This is a genomic window from Shewanella sp. MEBiC00475, from assembly GCF_005234075.1.
In the GTDB taxonomy this organism is placed as follows: domain Bacteria; phylum Pseudomonadota; class Gammaproteobacteria; order Enterobacterales; family Shewanellaceae; genus Shewanella; species Shewanella polaris.
The window spans coordinates 845,186-863,396 of record NZ_CP039928.1 but is presented as its reverse complement, the minus strand read 5'-3'; the positions used below and the strand labels follow the sequence as shown (position 1 = coordinate 863,396).

The following is an 18,211-nucleotide window of genomic DNA, read 5'->3' as shown; positions in this document are numbered from 1 at the left end:
GAATGAAAATGATTAGCTTATATGTAAAGCATTGAAAGGATTTCGTGTGATTGAAAAGTTTGAACTGACTGTAATGACATACCCTAATGGCATAGTGGTGCCTACGGAGGTTGATCGTGTCAATAAAACATTTACTGGTGGCGTGTATGATGAAAGTGGTTGTTTAGTTGGCAATGCACTTCGTCAACACCCTGAACATAAAGGTGTGCAGGCATTCCCTCAATTGTCACCAGTCATGCTCAGCAATATTCAGGTGCAGAATTTTTTAAAGGGACGTTATTTGTATTTGGGGTTTTACACTGAACACTATGGCCATTTCTTGCTCGAAACATTAGCTCGCCTGTGGGCTTATACTGAAAATAAATATGATGGTGTAGTATTCAATGAGTTTGTCATACCAAGACAAACTCAGGGTGTTTCACCATTCTCACAATTTTTTTTTGCTCCTTTTGGGGTTAAAGCCCACAGTGTCTCAATCATTAATATAGCAACGCAATTTGAATGGCTTGATGTTCCTAACCCTCAGTTTTTTATATTAAATAAAGCCCATATAGACTATATTGATATCTACAGGAGAATCAGCGATTTTTATATACCGAGTAAACAAGATGAGTCATTGCGCATTTATGTGTCTCGTTCTAAATTATTAAAACGTAAGCGTAAAGTGCTCAACGAGGCTGCAATAGAAAAGGTATTTATTAGCCATGGCTTTATTGTTATCCATCCTCAAGAGCTTAGTTTTCCTGAGCAATTAGCGTTATTATCCCATACTCATGTTTTGGCCGGCATGGAAGGTTCTGGATTGCACAACTGTGTTTTTATGCCTCCAGGCGGAACAGTTATAAATTTATGTGGTGTACGTCAACCTAATAGCATTAAAAGTAATCAAAAAATATGTGATGCGTTAGCCCATTTAACCGGTTTAGTATTGCCATTTGTGGGTGAAGTTATCAACAAAGATAAATTAATTACTCGCTATGATATCCCGCACGTAAAAAAATGGTTAAGGCAAAATATAAGCCGCTAAGCCAGCATTTTACTCAACTCGATATTTGATGATGTAAATAAGTGTGGATAAAAATTGGGCCGTTTTTTCGCCATCCGTCGTCAATGAATAAGAAATTAAATAAAAGGAATGTTAAGTGTCAGAACAACTAACTACAGCACTCAATGACGTAATATTTCATGTGGATTTTGTTGCGCAAACAGGGCGCGTATGGAGCCTCTCTGGTTGGCTAGTCACTGCTAACGTGCAGCCTTTATTAGTTGTTAGTGATTCAACATCGGACATTACAGAGCAACAATGGCAAAGTATTCCTCGCCCAGATGTTATCGATGCACTCGGACTTGGTGCTGATAAAATTGCTATCGGCTTTGTACAATGTTTTGTTACTGATGAAAGTGATTTTCAAAACTTATCTATTTCTGTCGATGGTGTTGCCGTTGATATGAAGTCATTAACCCCTAAGCTTTTAAATAATTCAGATATTATTTTTGCAGCATTAGGTGATAATAAAGATGCTTTTGTTGAGAGTGTGGAAGCGTTTTATGTATCTGATAATAGTGATACAGCTGTAATGATTCCTCAATCCGATAATGGTAAACCACAAATTGACTTTTATTTTGATGATTGTCTCGTCACCGATGGTAATTTGCTTTATTTCAAGGGGTGGGCGCTTACCGAACAAGCCTTAAACAACATTGTTGTAACCGATCCACAAGGCCAGGCATTTTCTGTAACTGAGTGTTTTCGTTTTGTTCGTCATGATTTAAATGAAAAACTTAACTTGTCTATGGACATAGCTGCCGGTTTTGTCAGTGTTTGTCGATTACCTGACGGTTTTAATGCTACAACCTTATCGATTGATATTGATGGTTTTGAGAGTATTACAGCGTCTGTGTCATTACATTCAGTGCCTTTGTCTAAATCAGCGTTATTAAAAACCTATTTGGGTTTGGTTGATGTTCATCGTGATGATTTTTTTAGTGGTGGACAACCTGCAATATTGAGACATGTGTCCGATATTTGGCAAGCTGAAGCTATTATGGATGGATTAACTCCGCAAGTTTGTGAATATGGTGAGCAAACGAAACAACCTGTGGTTTCATTAATTATTCCAATATACGGTCGCTACGATTTTGTTCAACATCAGTTGTTGGCCTTCTCACAAGATCCTGATATGGCAAAGCATGAAATTATCTATGTGCTTGATGACCCTAAAATAGCGCGCGAATTTACCATAGCTTGCAGTGGTGTATTTAATACCTTTACTATGCCATTTAAAACAGTTTACGCCGGTAAAAACCTTGGTTTCGCTGGTGCAAATAATCTAGGTGCCAGCCAAGCTCAAGGTCGCTTTATACTTGCGTTAAACTCTGATGTATTACCCTCTAGCCATGGTTGGTTATCGCGATTAGTCAACAAATATGACAAATTGGAAGATGTAGGCATTTTAGGCACAAAACTTGTTTATGAAGACAATACACTTCAGCATATTGGTATGCACTTTCAGCAAGACGCATATTACCCCGGTATTTGGATGAATTATCATCCTCATAAGGGCATGCCTGCTAAGTTAGTAGCCAGTGATGACACAAAGGCTGTTGAATTAGTTACAGGTGCTTGCATGCTGATTGAACGGTCGCTTTATGAATCTGTCGGTGGGTTTGATACGCGTTATATTCTGGGTGATTTTGAGGACTCAGATTTGTGTTTAAAAGTATACGACCAACATAAAAAAATCTATTTAGATACCGAAGAGTCACTATTTCATTTAGAACGCTTATCGCAAAACTTAGTCGACAGTGGTGACTGGAAATATAAACTAACATTACTCAATGGGTTATATCAAAAAATCAAATGGGGCCAGGCAATCGATAAGGTTAAACAACATTATGCATAAAAAAGTATTAGTAATTGCCCATGGCCATCCTGAATTCAACAAAGGTGGGGGGGAGCAAGCTGCATATCAATTCTTTCAGCAATGCCTGTCACAAGGCGATGATGCCTATTTTTTAGCTCGTACAGCAATAACCCCCCATGGTGGAGCAGCATTTTCGACGATTAAAAATGAAAGAGAGATCTTATTTCACACCACTCATGACGATTTCTTTTTATTCTCGAACATTAAAACGCGCCACTTATGGGGTGATTTCGCTGATTTACTGACTCAGTTATCTCCTGAGGTAATTTATTGTCATCATTATTTCCTACTAGGCATAGAAATGATGAAAATAATCAAACAAATTTTACCTGATGTTAAGCTTGTTCTTACCCTTCATGAATACTATGCCATTTGTCATAACTCCGGCCTAATGGTCAAAAAAGGTAATGATAAAAAGTTATGTTTCGAATCTGGCACTCGAGAGTGTAATCAATGTTTTCCTGACAAATCACCGGGTGACTTTTTTCTGCGTAAGCAATACATACAGCAATGCTTTAATTGGGTTGACTGTTTTATTGCACCGTCTGCATTTCTGCGTGATCGCTATATTGATTGGGGAATTGACAGCACCAAAATCCACGTGGTTGAAAATGGTCAGCCGTCCATCGATATTATACCTAGTGTCAATGTGACCGATAAGCAAGTGCGTATTGCTTATATAGGTCAAATTAACCCGTTTAAAGGTATCGATGTTTTGCTTGATGCGTTAGAGCTATTACCAGACGAAGCTCAACAACAGCTTTATATTGATATACATGGCGCAAATTTTAGTACTCAAGAAAGCGATTTTCAAAAGAAGATATCAAAACAACTCAAAAAGCTTACCCATGTTGTTAGGATGCATGGCGCTTATGAACCTCATGAATTGGGCCGTATTTTAGGTGCTGTCAGTTGGGTGGTAGTGCCTTCTACGTGGTGGGAAAACTCACCTATGGTGATTCAAGAGGCATTGAGCCATGGTAAGCCTGTTATTGTGAGTGATATTGGCGGTATGGCGGAGAAAATACAACATAACGTGACAGGACTGCATTTTAGAGCTCGTAGCGCAGTATCTTTAGCTGATACTTTTATGGCTATTTTATCTGACAAAGCATTGCAACCTCAATTAGCGAGCAATATTACTAAGCCGTTGTCTTTGCCTGAAAGTTACATACAAATCAATAGTTTGATAAGCGTATAATATGTTTAGTTATTTTATTACTACATCCATAGACGATGTAGTTAGCATTGCCACTCCGAGTATTGGAATATTGGACAAGCCTGAGTTGGCTATCCAAGGGCGTGTTGTTGTTAAAGGTAATATTACTTCGATTTCCGCAATTAACTTGTTGGGCGAAGAGTTGACAGCTGCCATTGAGTACAAGCTTGCACCTAAACTTCACCAACAACTGACATTGACCCCACAACAGGGGGTATATCGATTTAATATCAATGTTGAACAAGCTGATTTAGTTGAAGATGCTCACTTTTCGATTGTTGCTGAAGTTGAAAGCCAGAACAGCAAACTAGATAAGGTCATCTTATTGGAAGGTGTTATTCAACCAGTTACTTTGCCTCAAAGGGTGGTTTTAGTTGTTGGGTCACCACGCTCAGGAACTTCTGCATTAGGCAAGGCATGCAGAAAGGCATTACGGTCAACAGCCCATGGTGAATCGCATGTCGTTGAAGGCGTGAATAGAATGCTAACGACTGCAGACGCTTTTTTTCAGCAGTCTAAAACCGCATCAATAGCAGGGAATCTTGTCAACGCCATTCCCAAAACCGTCATTATTGCCCAACAGTTAACATCACTAAGGCAAATTTACCGTCTTTACTATGGGGATGAGGTTCTTCTTGATAAGACTCCGGGGATCCCCATGCTTGACAGTTTACCTCTGGCGATGATGGCTTGGCCGCATGCAAAAGTGATTTTTTGTAAGCGACGAGCAATGGAGAATGTGCAATCAAGAATCATTAAGTTTCCTAAAGTCGCCTTTGAACAACACATCAAACAGTGGCGTCAGTCTTTTGTGGCGTGGCGCAATAGTAAACAAAAAATTAATAAACTATTAAAACATAACCAGTGGTTTATTGAGGTCGATCAATTTGACATGGCAACAGCACCATCAAGTGTTGTAGAGCGTGTCGCTAATTTGTTAGCGTTTATCCCACGAGAAAAAAAGGTGTTTTTAAAGCAACTTGCATCCGACGATAGACCCGAACAAACCTCAGCAATTCAAACAAAGACTAAATCCCTTGATGAATTTGGCTGGTCAGAAGCCCATATCGCATTATTTAAAGAGGTCTGCACAAAAGAAATGGCATTACAACATTACAGTTATGATCAAAGCTATTATCTAACCGTCACAGATGATGAAGTGGAGCAGTCTGTATGACTCGATTAGTGCTTCACATCGGTACTGAAAAAACAGGCACGACAAGCATTCAGCATTTTATGAGTCAAAATAGACAAGCATTATTGGCTCAGGGTGTCTTGTATCCTCATATCGGTCAGCGTAAAGATGCTCATTTCGATTTAGTGAATGCATTACACCCGCTTGATAATAATGGTAAATATATGGAGTTTCTTGCACCTGTTAACAATACTTCATTACATTTATGGGACAAGTTAGCTGAGTGTATTAAAGCGCATCCAAGTAAAACCATTGTGATTAGTGCGGAGCATTTTAGTTCTCGGTTAAGGACTAAGGCGCTGACTTTTATGAGCGACTTTTTTAAGCAGCATGATATTGAACCCGAAATAATTATTTATTTGCGACCTCAAGCGGATTACATTGAATCGTCATATTCAACAGAAATAAAAGCAGGTAGCCCGAAAGTATTTCCTAAAGTGATGGAGCAATATCAATCACAACCATTACGTTACGATTACAAAAAACTCATTGACTTATGGAGCGAATTTTTTGGCAAAAAAGCACTCAAAATCATTCCTTATGAAAAATCATCAATTGGCGATGATATTCGATTATCCTTTTTAGCGGTTTTAGGTGTAACAGACACATCATCATTTAATTTTTCACAAGAAAAATTAAACGAAAAGTGGAGCAACCCAATGCTTGAATTTGCTCGTTTAGCAAATGCACGCATGAAACATATCACTGGACAAGAACGTCTCGATTTTATGACCTTTGCGCAGCACCTAATTGACAGCGAGTTACAACCTCAACGCGCACGTTTAATGACACAAGCTCAGCATGACGAAGTGGTCGCATTTTATGCAGAGTCTAACCGTCAATTGTGTTTGGAATATGGGCTAGGTCGTGAGAGTTTATTTATTGATAAACCGAAAGAAACTCCATTTCGAGAGTCAATGACAACGCCCTATTTAACTCAAGTTGATTTTATGCAGCTTATTTATGCTTTTTTTAAGTATAAAAATTCTATTTAGAGTGTTGCAGAGATTTATTTTATGAAAATTCGAGTTAATAGCCATATTGAAAAAGTATTAAATGACAGTAAGATTCACTTCAACTATCTAGGCAACAAGCGTTTAAAATACGGTGATACTTTAGTTATCCACAACAATTGCAAGATTGAACCCTATACTGCTTTTAATGCAGGTTTCAATCTACACTCTATGGGATCATTCTCATACTGTAATAGTGTGCTTCCATTACCTTTTGTTGTTCAATTAACAATAGGTCGATATTGCAGTATCGCAGAAGGACTTAACATTCAGGGTATAAATCACCCTATAGATAGATTTACTACATCCTCTGTTTCATATGATGCTAATTCAATTATTGTCTCTCAAGCATTGACTGAACATAAGAACAGTGACTATAAGATCCGCTCCAATCATGTTAATGAATCTATTCGTAATGTCGTCATCGGTAATGACGTCTGGATTGGTGCTGATGTAACGCTTGCTAGAGGAATCACTATTGGTGATGGTGCTGTTGTAGGTTCTAATGCACTCGTAACGAAAGATATCCCTCCTTATGCCATCGTTGGTGGCGTACCAGCTAGAATTATTCGATATCGCTTCGATAAAGACATCATAGAAAAACTACTTGAATTAAAATGGTGGCAATTTGGTTTTTGGGATTTAGATAATTATAGTAACGATATTGACTTTTTTATTAGAACCCTTCAAACAAAAATTAAAGCAGACGCCATAACTCCCTTTGAGCCTGCGGTGTTCGATGTTTTTTTATTATCACTTTTTGAACAGAAAGTGAGTAATGAAGAGTATTTTTCGATTATATAGTCAGATCTTGTAAGCGAACATGAGGTGGGTATCTGTCGTGACTTAGCAATCTCTTTCGAGAGTACTGATATCAAACTTGCATATTATTTGATGTCTTTAGCTCATAATGCTCGACCTAAGGGCCCCTTAATAAAAAGAAAGCACCAAGAGTACAAATTGCGAATTGAAAACCTTTAATACCAAAACACCTGCGATAATCGATTGCGCATAAAAATTTTTGTAAGGCTGATTTTGGTGAAGTGCCTTTTACTGGTTTACTAAATGGCGTACGCCACTTAAACTAGCGGTTTAAATTCAGGGATTGAAGCCATTGTCTGCGTGATAGTTGTTATATTCTCGTCAGTATTTTTCATTATAAACATCATGGTATTAGTTAAAGAAATGGCAAATATAATCGAATCGGAAGTGCATGAAGCACGATTTTCGTCCTTTGGGACAACTTTTCTGGGGCCATTACTGAGTTATTTTTCGCAAAACTTAGTTAATCATGTGCCTGAAGATAAGCCACTATATTTTCTCGCCAGAGAAGGTTATTGGTTAGAAAAAGCATACCAGTCATACCTAAACGGTGCCAATTTACAGCGTGATAGCCACTACCTACTAGTGTCTAGAGCCTTCTTATTTAAAATTCTCTCGAGTGATAACCGCAGTTATGCTTATTCACTAAAAAGCACCTTTAGCGGCGCTTTTTATGACTTAATTCGGACTCGTTTTTTATTGTCCGACGCTCAGATAAAGCAAATTTTCGATGACGAAACTACTCAAGAATTAGTGTATTTACCTGACGATAAAAAGAAAATTATCGAGGTACTTAATCAACATTCGGCTCGAATTGAAGAAGTCATTACACCGAGTAAGCAAGCCTATCTTCGTTACTTAGATACATTAGGTGTTATGCAACAAGATACATTGCATTTAGTCGATGTAGGCTATTCTGGCACTATCCAATCTTTATTGGGTATTTTGTTAAACAAAAATACCCACGGACACTATTTAATTGCTTCGAACCCTGGTGAACATGTTATAGAAAATCAGCAAGCGGTAATGCACGGTTATTTAAAAGAAAACGTTAAATTAGGCGATGGCTACTTGCCGCTTGATCGCTCAATGTTTTTGGAATCACTTCTTACTGCTCCTTTTGGCCAGTTTAGAGGCATTCGATTAAACACTTTTGACGCTAATCAGTTTGATTTTTACTATGGTCGAAAAGTCGCTTCACAACGTTATTTTCATGAGCTTGAACAAGTCATGAAAGGGGTACTTCATTATTGTGAACATGCCGCCACTTATAATATTTGTTTCGAAGTAGAAGAGCTTGAAATGCTCTTTACCAGCTACTTAAGCAAGGCAAATATGGTGCCTCGTTCAGTGAGACATATTTTTGATATCGACGACGATGTCACCGGCAATGGCACTGTTAATGCCCTTCAATTTTTTGGTTTAGCATAATGATTAATAAACAGTTCGTTAAAACTAAAATGCCAGCATTATTTAACTTTGTTAAACAGCAGCCCTTTCTATTTCGTGTTGCAAAGAGCTTTGATAGACGACTTCGTGCGCGAGCTTACGCTAAACTCAATAGCGACAAAAAAGGTTATTCACAAGGCGATATTGAATATTTACTTAATCAAGCAAAAGCACAAGGGTTATTCGATTACGGCTGGTACAGCGCTAATCAGTGCCGAGTCTTTAGTTGTGAGCAAGAAGCCTTTGAAGATTATTTAACTAAAGGAGCATTTTCGTGTGTGAACCCAAGCTCCGCGTTTGATACAGAGTTGTATTACAAGTGCAACACGGACATATATTTACAGGGTGAGCAGGCGTTAGTTCATTATATTAGGCATGGTAAAGCTGAGGGGCGTATGTCGCCACCGGCAACGCCAAAATGGCACCCAAAAGCAATCGCAACCACAGCGGATGGTGAAGCAACACAACATAAAATAGCGATGTGTTTCCATGTTTTTTATGGCGAATTTATCGACTACTACTGCAAAGCATTAGAAAAATTCCCACAGTCTGTTGACGTGTTTGTGAGCGTGAGTAGTGACGACTTAGTCGAAAAGGCACAACAGCAATTTGCTGCATGTACTAAAGTAAACCAGGTTAAGGTTAAGGTTGTACCTAATCATGGTCGTAATTTCGGTCCTATGCTGGTTGAGTTTGCACAAGAGCTACAGACCTACGACTTGTTTTGCCATATGCACTCTAAAAAGTCGTTGTATTCTGGCCGAGCTCAAACTCAATGGGCAGATTACTTAGGTGAGTACCTACTTAATGATCAGCATGTGATTAAGCAAGTGTTAAATCATTTTCGAGATTCGCCTAAAACAGGGATTTATTACCCAACTTCATTCTGGATGATGCCAAACTGGGTTAACCATTGGCTTAAAAATAAACCCCATGCGCAAAAAATGGCAAAAGAATGGGGCATTGAACTCACAGAAGACTTTTTAGCATACCCTGCAGGCGGCATGTTTTGGGCAAGACCTGATGCACTAAAACAATTGTTAAATAAAAATCATCAATACGATGACTTTCCTGCAGAGCCTTTGCCTAATGATGGTTCTGAGTTACATGCTTTAGAGCGGATGTTAGGCTTGCTAGCTGAAAAAAATGGTTATCAACAGCTATTTTATTACCCAACAACAGGCCAATTTACCCACGACGACAGTTTTATTCTTGCTCAGTATGTTAATACTCAAGAAGGGATACGCAATCAATTAAGTGGTTTTGACCATATTAGTTTTGATGTATTCGATACTTTAGTGCGTAGACGTTACTTTGTACCAGATTATGCCAAGTTATTACTCGGTAAATCATTAGTTGCGCAAGGCTTAGTTAATGATGCTCACGAATTTGTACTTCAACGCAATAAAGCGGAGTTTGAGGTACGTAAAGCAAAAAGTTTTGTTGGCGATGTGAATATTTTTGAAACCTATACTCTATTGGGCAGCCAACTTGGTTGGTCTGAATCTCAATCAAGTCAGTTTGCCGACCAAGAGTTTGCTTACGATTTGGCAATGATTGAACCCAAAGATGAAATGGTAGACATATTTAATGAGCTACTGCTAAAAGGTAAGCGTATAACGGTAGCGTCTGACACTTATTATACGCTCGATCAAGTCTCTCTCATGCTTGCCAAAGTAGGCGCCAGTGTGGGCTATGAGTTACTTGTGTCGAGTGACTTAGGTAAACGTAAAGACAGTGGCACATTATGGCCACACATCAAAGACGGATTAACTAAAGGTAAAACCTTTATTCATGTGGGTGATAATGCGGTTGCAGATGCACAAATACCAGGTGATTTTGGTCTACAAAACATGCACATATTAAATCCGTTAGATAAATGGCATGCTGCAGGTTGGAAAAATCCGTTTGTTGGTGACCTAAGTTTAAATGAAAAACAGATCCTTAAATGGGGTCCGTTGGTCAGTGATTTTGGCCGTTTTCCGTTTTTAGGTGAGTAAGTATGGTTGATTTAGTATTACATCCAGGTCATTCAAAATGTGGTTCTACAACCATTCAAGATTTTTTGTATGCCAACCGAGAGTTATTTCGTAGTCGTGGTATTTTTCTGCCGGATTTAAACTTTAATTTTCCGTGTCACGACGAGTATCAATTTCAGTTAACTCATACTCCAAGAGATTATCTGGCTAGAGTTCAGTCTGGTGAAGTTGATATTAGTGAATTGTCAAAAAAGATAGATGATCTTATCAACAAAGCTGAAGAAATGGGTTGCAGAAGAGTTATTATTTCAGCTGAAAATCTGATTAATGCAATAACAAGTAAAATGACCAGTGCAATACATCAGTTATTTGCTGAAAAATTTAACAAAGTCCGAATAGTCTATTATGTGCGCCGCCAAGATACTCTGTTGCTTGCGGCATGGCAGCAATGGGGACATAAAGATGGATACAGCTTAAATGAGTATGTAAGTAAATTAGCGAAAACAAAATTTGCTGACTTTAACTTTATCGCCACAAAACTGAGACAATTTTACACCGATGGCGTGTTAAAAGTCTTTCCACTAGAGCGCAAGTATTTAACTGATGAAAATTTATTAACAGATTTTTGTACCAGAGCGGTTATTAATAAAGCAAAGCTTAACTTTGACATTCAATCTAGTAATGCCGGGATAAGTTCAGCGTTATGCGATACATTGTCTAAAATAAATAATGTTTATATTAATCAACATGATCAAAACATCAAAAACTCAATTATTTCATCAACACCTAATGCAAAAAACATCATAAGTAAAAAGTATTCACTTGAAATGAGTAATGAAACGCGGGAAATTCTTTTTACTCGTTTTCAAGAGTCTAATGAAGCTTTAGCTAAACGGTTTTTCCCTAATGTCCCTTTTGATAACACAATGTCTTTAACCTTAGCTAAAGGAAGTGTTGATAATGATATGCAGCGATTGATGAAAAAGATTGAAAAGCTTGAAGATATCAACGCCATTCAAATGGACATGATTTTACAGCTTATGGATAGAGTTAAATGACAACAAACACTGAATTTAAAGTAAAGCTAGTTGCCATCGCAAAAGATGAAGCTGCTTACCTACCAGAATGGATTTTTCATCACTTACATTTTGGCTTTGATGCGATTGATATTTACGTTAACAATACTATCGATAATACTAGTCAATTAGATGAGGCATTGTCAGAGCTTGATTCTGTGAGGTTTTTAAATGGTGATGTATTCTTTGATGGGTCTTTTGGAAGACCTCAAGCAGCAGCATATATTGATGCCTATGAAAAGGCTTTATCTGATGGTTATTCACATATCTTATTTTTAGATATCGATGAGTTTTGGACACCAAGAGACTTTAATTCGAATATCAAAGTTTGCATAAAAACAATTGATGCTGATGTGATTTCTTTTGAATGGTTAGTTCATATGGATGAGTATTCGCCATTTTCTGAAACATTTAAGTCTAACATAGTTTGTAAAAAGGGACGGTTTGTTAAATCAATGTCTAAAACAGACTTAAACCTTAGATTTTTACATTGTCATAATGTTAATGTAAAAGATGCAATTTATAAATTAGCAGATGCATCACTATTTAAATTCAAAATTGGTGAGAATAGTGCGGTTAACCCATCAGAGCTTACTAAGCCTATAAAACCTTATTTTATCTTACATAGAATGTTTCGTAGTCAAGTCGAATATGTCTCAATGTTAGGTAAGGGGATCGTAAAAAATAGTCATGAAAAAGTCCCTAAATTCAAAAATAATCGCAATGGCTACTATGTTGCTTCTGATTCGGATAGTGTGTTTTCGATAGATGAAATTGATCTTCTTAATTATCAAAATTTAAAATTTGAATTCTTCGTAAAATACAATATAAACTCAATTGTTAATGAAGCCCGAAAATTTGTTATCCAACGATTTGAATCTATATTAAATTTGTTTAAAGCATGTAAGCCGGAAGATGTAGAAATTGTTAATAAAATTAGTCGAAATATTAGATTGAGAGATTTTACAAATCGTTAATATATTTGTTTTTTATTAAAGTTTCACACGTAATTCCATATTTATCATAGGATTATCGATGAGTTTTAAAATCAAGCTGGTGGCCATTGCAAAAGATGAAGCTGCTTACATACCAGAGTGGATTCATCATCATTTGTTTGTTGGTTTTGATGAAATTGAAATCTTTATTAATCGAACCACGGACAACAGTGACGTAGTACTAAATAACATTAGCCAGCATTATCCTAATGTTAGCTGGCAGTATGCTGACTGGATTGATTGGTGTCCTGCAGATGCGAGCAAGCATATTCAGTACATTACCTACGCTAAGGCGATGTATGATTGCCAACAGGTTGGGGATTTTACCCATATTTTCTTTTTGGATATTGATGAGTTTTTGATTCTAGATGGTTTAACATCGTCTATTCATGATGTCATCGCGCGTTACCCTCAAGATACTCCGGTCGCTTTTGAATGGTTAAATGACTGTACTCCCACAGCGAAAGCATTTAGTCAGTTGTCACCGACCTTGACAGGTAATTTATCACCTCTTGTTAAAACATTATTGCCAATTCATATTGGCATAAAAGAATTCCGTCATCATTTGCCGTTATTCAAACAACAAGTTGCCACCTTGCTAGTTGATCAATCCGTATTTAAATCACAAGAAAAAATCAAGCAAGCACTAGATAAGTCTGTTAATTATTTAAAGTCGAGTTTTGTCTATCATAGAGCTCATCGCTCACAATATGAGTATGTCTCGTTACTATATCGTGGTCGTCCCGGTGATAATTTTGCATATAAAAGCAATCGACGAGGTTACCCTAAATTAACCGCTAAATCTTGTGCGGTAGACTTAAATAAACAGAAATACGCTGAGTATCAGTCTAGTTATATTCATTTCATCGACACTATCAATTCAGCTTCTTTAGTCGTAGAGGCTGAAAAATTTGTGTGTGATCGCTACCAGCGCTCAATTGATAATATAAGCAGCCACTTATCAATAGATTACACCTTGATGATGAGATTATTTTCAGGTGTGACAGATGAACAAGTATTAACGACATTTAAGCAACACAGGTTAAAGCTTATTGAGCCAGAACCGACTAATGTTGATTTGTTAATACGATTATCCAGTGATGCGCAACAGCAAGATATTGATGAAGCTATTAGTATTATAAAACTGGCCAAAAATATTAGACCCAATGGTCCCTTAATCAATAAAAAATTAGACCAGTTGATGCAGTTAAAGCTGTCTTTATCATCTACAAAGGAGCGTTAAAGGTGAAAGTTAATCCTATCATCATCTCATTAACCTCTTATGCGGAGCGTATTAATGTGGTTCATCTCGTGGTGGAGTCACTTAAAAAGCAAACGTATCAAGTCGATAAAATTGTGCTTTGGCTAGATGAAACTGAGTTAACTCGTCCGCAACTGCCACAGGCGCTTGTGGCATTAGAAGATGAGTTGTTTGAAGTTCGTTTTTGCCCTAACTATAAAAGTTATAAAAAATTAGTACCGTCTTTAGTTGCGTTTTCTGATGCTCATATTATTACATTTGATGATGATATTATTATCCCTACGAATGTTGTAGAGGCTTTTGTTGATGCGCATCAACGTCATTCCAACGCTGTTATTGCTTCTCGGGGACGGTTGATGATGACAGATGAGCATGGGGCTTTTGAAGGCTACGACAAATGGACCTTGTTAAATAATGACACAGAAGTCATGGCACCATTTAGTATTATTCCTATAGGCTATGGTGGGGTATTGTATCCAAATGGTGGTCTTGATTCTGAAGTGATAAATGTCGATCAATTTAGTGCATTAGCCAATAATGCTGATGATATCTGGTTTAAGTGTATGAGTTTGCTTAAACATACACCAACGGTTATTTTACCTCGAAGTGTATCTGATAAATTCAAGGTTATTGAGAATACTCAAGAAATCGCATTGTATTTAACAGTCAATACAGATGATAGAAATGGCAAGTGTTTACAGGCTATTGCTCAAGCTTACCCGGCATTATTTACATTGTTTAAATCTGATACATTTCAACATGTAACGATCGATAATCGGTTGCTTAGCCAATTATTGTCACGCCCAAACCTATTTGATAGCTCTGAAAAAGCAGTGTCGTTTTTTCGTGATGCAGCAATGAAGATAGAGCATTCTCATCTTAATCTTGCCTATCAGTTAATGCTTACTGCGCGAAAATATCGTCCTCAAGGTCCATTAATAAATAGGAAAATTCGCGAGTATCAGGCTAAAATGAAGCAATAATGGTAGAATCTAGATGCGCCCAGTATTGAATATAACTATGGTATTTTCAGGTGCGGTTTAGGTCTATTCCTTGGTTAGGTGTAATGACAGTTAATATTTTGATTCATATAGGCCCGCCTAAAACGGGTACGTCGGCGATTCAATTTTGTTTGAAAAATGACAGAAAAAGATTAGCAGAGGCAGGTATCTTTTATCCTGAACATACCACAGACATTAATGGGATCAGCTCAGGTAACCTAAATTCCATCTTTGACACTGTTGGTGATGACAGAGTATTAAATGAAGCAAAGATTACACAATTGCTCGAATTGTGTAACCGTTCTAATTTCCATACATTGTTATTAAGTTCAGAGTTTTTTTTCGAACGTTTGGCTGATATTGTCGAGTTATTACCTTCTGCACGATTTATCGCTTATGTGAGAAATCCTCTAGACAGTTTTGAGTCATTGTATAATCAATCTGTAAAGCGGCATCATCATACAAAGCCAATTAAAAATAGTGCTAAATTGCCTCGTTTTTACTTAGCTAAGCTTGATAAATTTATTGATCAATTTTCAGCCAAGCGTTTTATTTTACGCTCGTACAGTTCAAAAGCTTTTGTTGGTGGAAACATCATTGCTGATTTCTATAGTATTTTGGGAGTAACACCGCCTGATAATATTATTAACCAAATCAATCCTTCTTACTCCTTTGAGGCGCTTGAATTTAAACGATGGTTGAATCAGTTTTGTTCGCCACAAATAGCGTTAAAAGCAGATAAGCTATTACAAGCATTTAGTTCAGATACACAGCGTTTTACTTTGCTGAACGCAGAAACATTTGAGCGGTACAAAATTCAAGCCTATGACTATGTAAATGATTTCTGCGTTAAATATGATGTATATATGTCTGCTGCTTTATTAGAAGATATTTATTCTTGTGTGTCTAAACCCTATTTTGAACAAAAGTTATCATTAGATCAATTTAAGGTGGTTGCAAATTATTTACACGAGTGTAACCCATCGCTGTATCGAAGCATTTGCTATTCGCTTTATTTGGTCTCTTATCGTAGGTGTTTTCGAAGTGAGTTTGGCCAATATATTACCAGTAAGTATAAGTTGTCTGAGGTAGCAAATAAGAATATGTTTAAGTCTATAATCACCAAGTTTATTAATAAGTTAGCTGGTCGTCATATAGATGAACATACAGTAATATCAACTATCTCTTCTGATGATTTGGTTCGTTTAAGAGCAAAGTTACACATTGAGGACAGTATCAGCGATGCTGATTTACTTCGTGAGCTTGCCGTTTTAGCTGAGAAAAATGATGATATCGGTTTGGCTTATCGATTGATGTCTCGAGCTATGGTTCTAAGACCAAGTGGGCCATTGATTAAAAGTAAACTCAAATATTACGAACAAAGAATTGAAAATGAAAAGCGTCTTAACTCATAGGTTAAAAGATGTATTAATAAGGATATTGTAGTTGCAAATAGTCAGAAAGTTGTTGGTGACATTAACGAAGTCAGTTATGAGTCTTACCCCTAAAGCCTGGGTGTCGTGGGCAAAGAATAACCCTAAGTTAGTAGCGGCGTATAGTCGAAATTTACATAAAAGTGGTTTGCTTTATCAACTGCAAACGATGGAAGAACTTACCCGTTCTTATACTGCTTACCAAAAATATCAACAACAGAGTGTTGCTGAACTATTGGTTACTGCCAAGTTTAGTTCACAACCCGCTAACCCGTTAACTTTATTAATTTGTGTCCCTACGCATAATGCAGATTCATTACTAGCGACATTAATAAGTGTTGATGATCAACAGGCATTATTTTCTGAAGTGCTTGTGTGGTGTCATACTCAAGATGTTGCGTCGGTAAGAGCTGTGCTTAACGATCAACTAGATTCAACTTTCACCTTAATTACCAATTTAGGTGATGTATCTTGCAATACCACTAACACGCCTTGCTTTATGATTTTTGCAGGTGATGTTATCGAGTCTTATTTACGAGAATTACTGCCTAGCGTGCTTCCCCAGGCGACAAATATTGCCTATGTTGACACTGATGTTCGTGACGCCGCAGGTAACAGAAACTTTCCTGATTTTAAACCAGACTGGAACCCTGATTTGCAACTTACTGCCGGGTATGTGAGTTCTGGTGTGTGGATTGATAAATTAAGCCGTGTTGAAGCTGTGGTGAGAGGGCCGTTACCGTTAACGCCTTTCTTTATAAGTCAATTTTTGTGTCTTTGTTATGTAAATGGTCACGATGACCACATTGGCCATATTCCTTTGGTGTTGTTGTCTCGTCCAGAAGGTTTAGCTCCCTTTAGTCAAGCTGCGTCTTTGTTGACGGATACGTACCAATCTTTTGCTGACATTATTCCTTCTAGCTTACCCACGCTATCATTACGATGGAAGTTGCAAGCATCACCTTTAGTGTCAATTATCATCCCAACCCGAAATGGCATGGCGCTTGTTAAAGCCTGTATCGATTCGATTTTGCATAACACGACTTATTCGCATTATGAAATTTTGTTGATAAACAATAGTTCTGATGACATCAACTGTATAAACTATTTTGCTGAGCTGGATAAACACCCTAAGATCCGCGTTATTAACTATGATAAAGCGTTTAATTACTCAGCAATTAACAACTTTGCGGCTAAGCATGCAAAAGGTGATGTGTTAGCACTAGTGAATAACGATATTGAAGTTATTTCACCTAATTGGTTGCAGGATATGGTCAGTCATGTTTTGCGTGAAGATATTGGCTGTGTTGGCGCTAAGCTATTGTTTTCGGACGATAGAATTCAGCATGCCGGTGTGGTTATGGGTTATGGTGGCGGTGCAGGACATGCACATAAATATTTTCCTGCTGATCACTATGGTTACATGAATCGTTTAATTGCCACCCATAATTATAGTGCTGTGACAGCTGCCTGTTTATTGATTACCGCAAAAGATTTTTGGGATGTTGGTGGGTTGAACGAACAAGATTTGGCTATTGCATTTAATGATGTGGACTTATGCTTGAAAGTATTACAATTAGGTAGGCGAAATCTATATTGTGCCGAGTCGGTATTGTATCACCATGAGTCTGTTTCTCGTGGACATGAAGATACCCCTGAAAAAGTGTTAAGATTTAAAGGTGAGTTATCGTATTTACAGTCTAATTGGCAGCATGTAATTTGTGCCGATCCGGCTTACAATCCTAATTTAACCCTGAGACGTGAAAATTTTGGAATAAAAGATGTCAGTTTAGACGGTTGATTGTTGGCTATTTTTTATAATTTTTATCACAGTACAATCGATA

At 37.4% G+C, this 18,211-nt stretch carries 14 protein-coding genes; all 14 read left to right on the top strand.

Annotated features, from left to right (window positions below):
• Nucleotides 1-46 precede the first annotated feature (46 nt).
• The 14 genes from FCN25_RS03735 to FCN25_RS03670 all read left to right on the top strand — a co-directional run bounded on the left by FCN25_RS03735 (nucleotide 47) and on the right by FCN25_RS03670 (nucleotide 18,168).
• On the top strand, nucleotides 47-1,027 hold the full coding sequence (locus FCN25_RS03735) for a DUF563 domain-containing protein (RefSeq protein ID WP_137222080.1): 981 nt from the start codon (nucleotides 47-49) through the stop codon (nucleotides 1,025-1,027).
• Between the two features lie 115 nt (nucleotides 1,028-1,142).
• Entirely contained in the window at nucleotides 1,143-2,903 is a 1,761-nt protein-coding gene (locus tag FCN25_RS03730) for a glycosyltransferase family 2 protein (protein WP_137222078.1), read from the top strand.
• Complete coding sequence (locus FCN25_RS03725; protein ID WP_137222076.1) at nucleotides 2,896-4,125, top strand: glycosyltransferase family 4 protein; 1,230 nt, start codon at nucleotides 2,896-2,898, stop codon at nucleotides 4,123-4,125. Before FCN25_RS03730 ends, FCN25_RS03725 begins: the two co-directional genes overlap by 8 nt.
• Before the next feature lies 1 nt (nucleotide 4,126).
• Entirely contained in the window at nucleotides 4,127-5,320 is a 1,194-nt protein-coding gene (locus tag FCN25_RS03720; protein WP_137222074.1) for a sulfotransferase, read from the top strand.
• Complete coding sequence (locus tag FCN25_RS03715) at nucleotides 5,317-6,333, top strand: hypothetical protein (RefSeq protein WP_137222072.1); 1,017 nt, start codon at nucleotides 5,317-5,319, stop codon at nucleotides 6,331-6,333. The genes FCN25_RS03720 and FCN25_RS03715 overlap by 4 nt, the downstream gene beginning before the upstream one ends.
• Nucleotides 6,334-6,354: 21 nt before the next feature.
• Nucleotides 6,355-7,155 (top strand): CatB-related O-acetyltransferase, encoded by an 801-nt coding sequence (locus FCN25_RS21230; RefSeq protein WP_137222070.1) that lies wholly within the window; start codon nucleotides 6,355-6,357, stop codon nucleotides 7,153-7,155.
• Between the two features lie 381 nt (nucleotides 7,156-7,536).
• Nucleotides 7,537-8,604 carry an HAD family hydrolase gene (locus FCN25_RS03705; protein WP_254693720.1) on the top strand — a complete coding sequence of 356 codons (1,068 nt, stop codon included), beginning with the start codon at nucleotides 7,537-7,539 and terminating at the stop codon, nucleotides 8,602-8,604.
• Nucleotides 8,604-10,622, top strand: a complete 2,019-nt coding sequence (locus tag FCN25_RS03700; protein ID WP_137222068.1) for a rhamnan synthesis F family protein — start codon at nucleotides 8,604-8,606, stop codon at nucleotides 10,620-10,622. Before FCN25_RS03705 ends, FCN25_RS03700 begins: the two co-directional genes overlap by 1 nt.
• Nucleotides 10,623-10,624: 2 nt before the next feature.
• Nucleotides 10,625-11,659: a hypothetical protein gene (locus FCN25_RS03695; protein ID WP_137222066.1), complete on the top strand. Its 1,035-nt coding sequence runs from the start codon at nucleotides 10,625-10,627 to the stop codon at nucleotides 11,657-11,659.
• Nucleotides 11,656-12,654, top strand: coding sequence for a glycosyltransferase family 2 protein (locus FCN25_RS03690; RefSeq protein WP_137222064.1), 999 nt, complete (start codon nucleotides 11,656-11,658; stop codon nucleotides 12,652-12,654). Before FCN25_RS03695 ends, FCN25_RS03690 begins: the two co-directional genes overlap by 4 nt.
• 58 nt (nucleotides 12,655-12,712) lie before the next feature.
• Nucleotides 12,713-13,915, top strand: a complete 1,203-nt coding sequence (locus FCN25_RS03685) for a glycosyltransferase family 2 protein (protein WP_137222062.1) — start codon at nucleotides 12,713-12,715, stop codon at nucleotides 13,913-13,915.
• Between the two features lie 2 nt (nucleotides 13,916-13,917).
• Complete coding sequence (locus FCN25_RS03680) at nucleotides 13,918-14,916, top strand: hypothetical protein (RefSeq protein WP_137222060.1); 999 nt, start codon at nucleotides 13,918-13,920, stop codon at nucleotides 14,914-14,916.
• 83 nt (nucleotides 14,917-14,999) lie between these two features.
• Entirely contained in the window at nucleotides 15,000-16,349 is a 1,350-nt protein-coding gene (locus FCN25_RS03675) for a hypothetical protein (protein ID WP_137222058.1), read from the top strand.
• Nucleotides 16,350-16,425: 76 nt separating this feature from the next.
• Nucleotides 16,426-18,168 carry a glycosyltransferase gene (locus FCN25_RS03670; RefSeq protein WP_137222056.1) on the top strand — a complete coding sequence of 581 codons (1,743 nt, stop codon included), beginning with the start codon at nucleotides 16,426-16,428 and terminating at the stop codon, nucleotides 18,166-18,168.
• The last annotated feature ends 43 nt before the right edge of the window (nucleotides 18,169-18,211 follow it).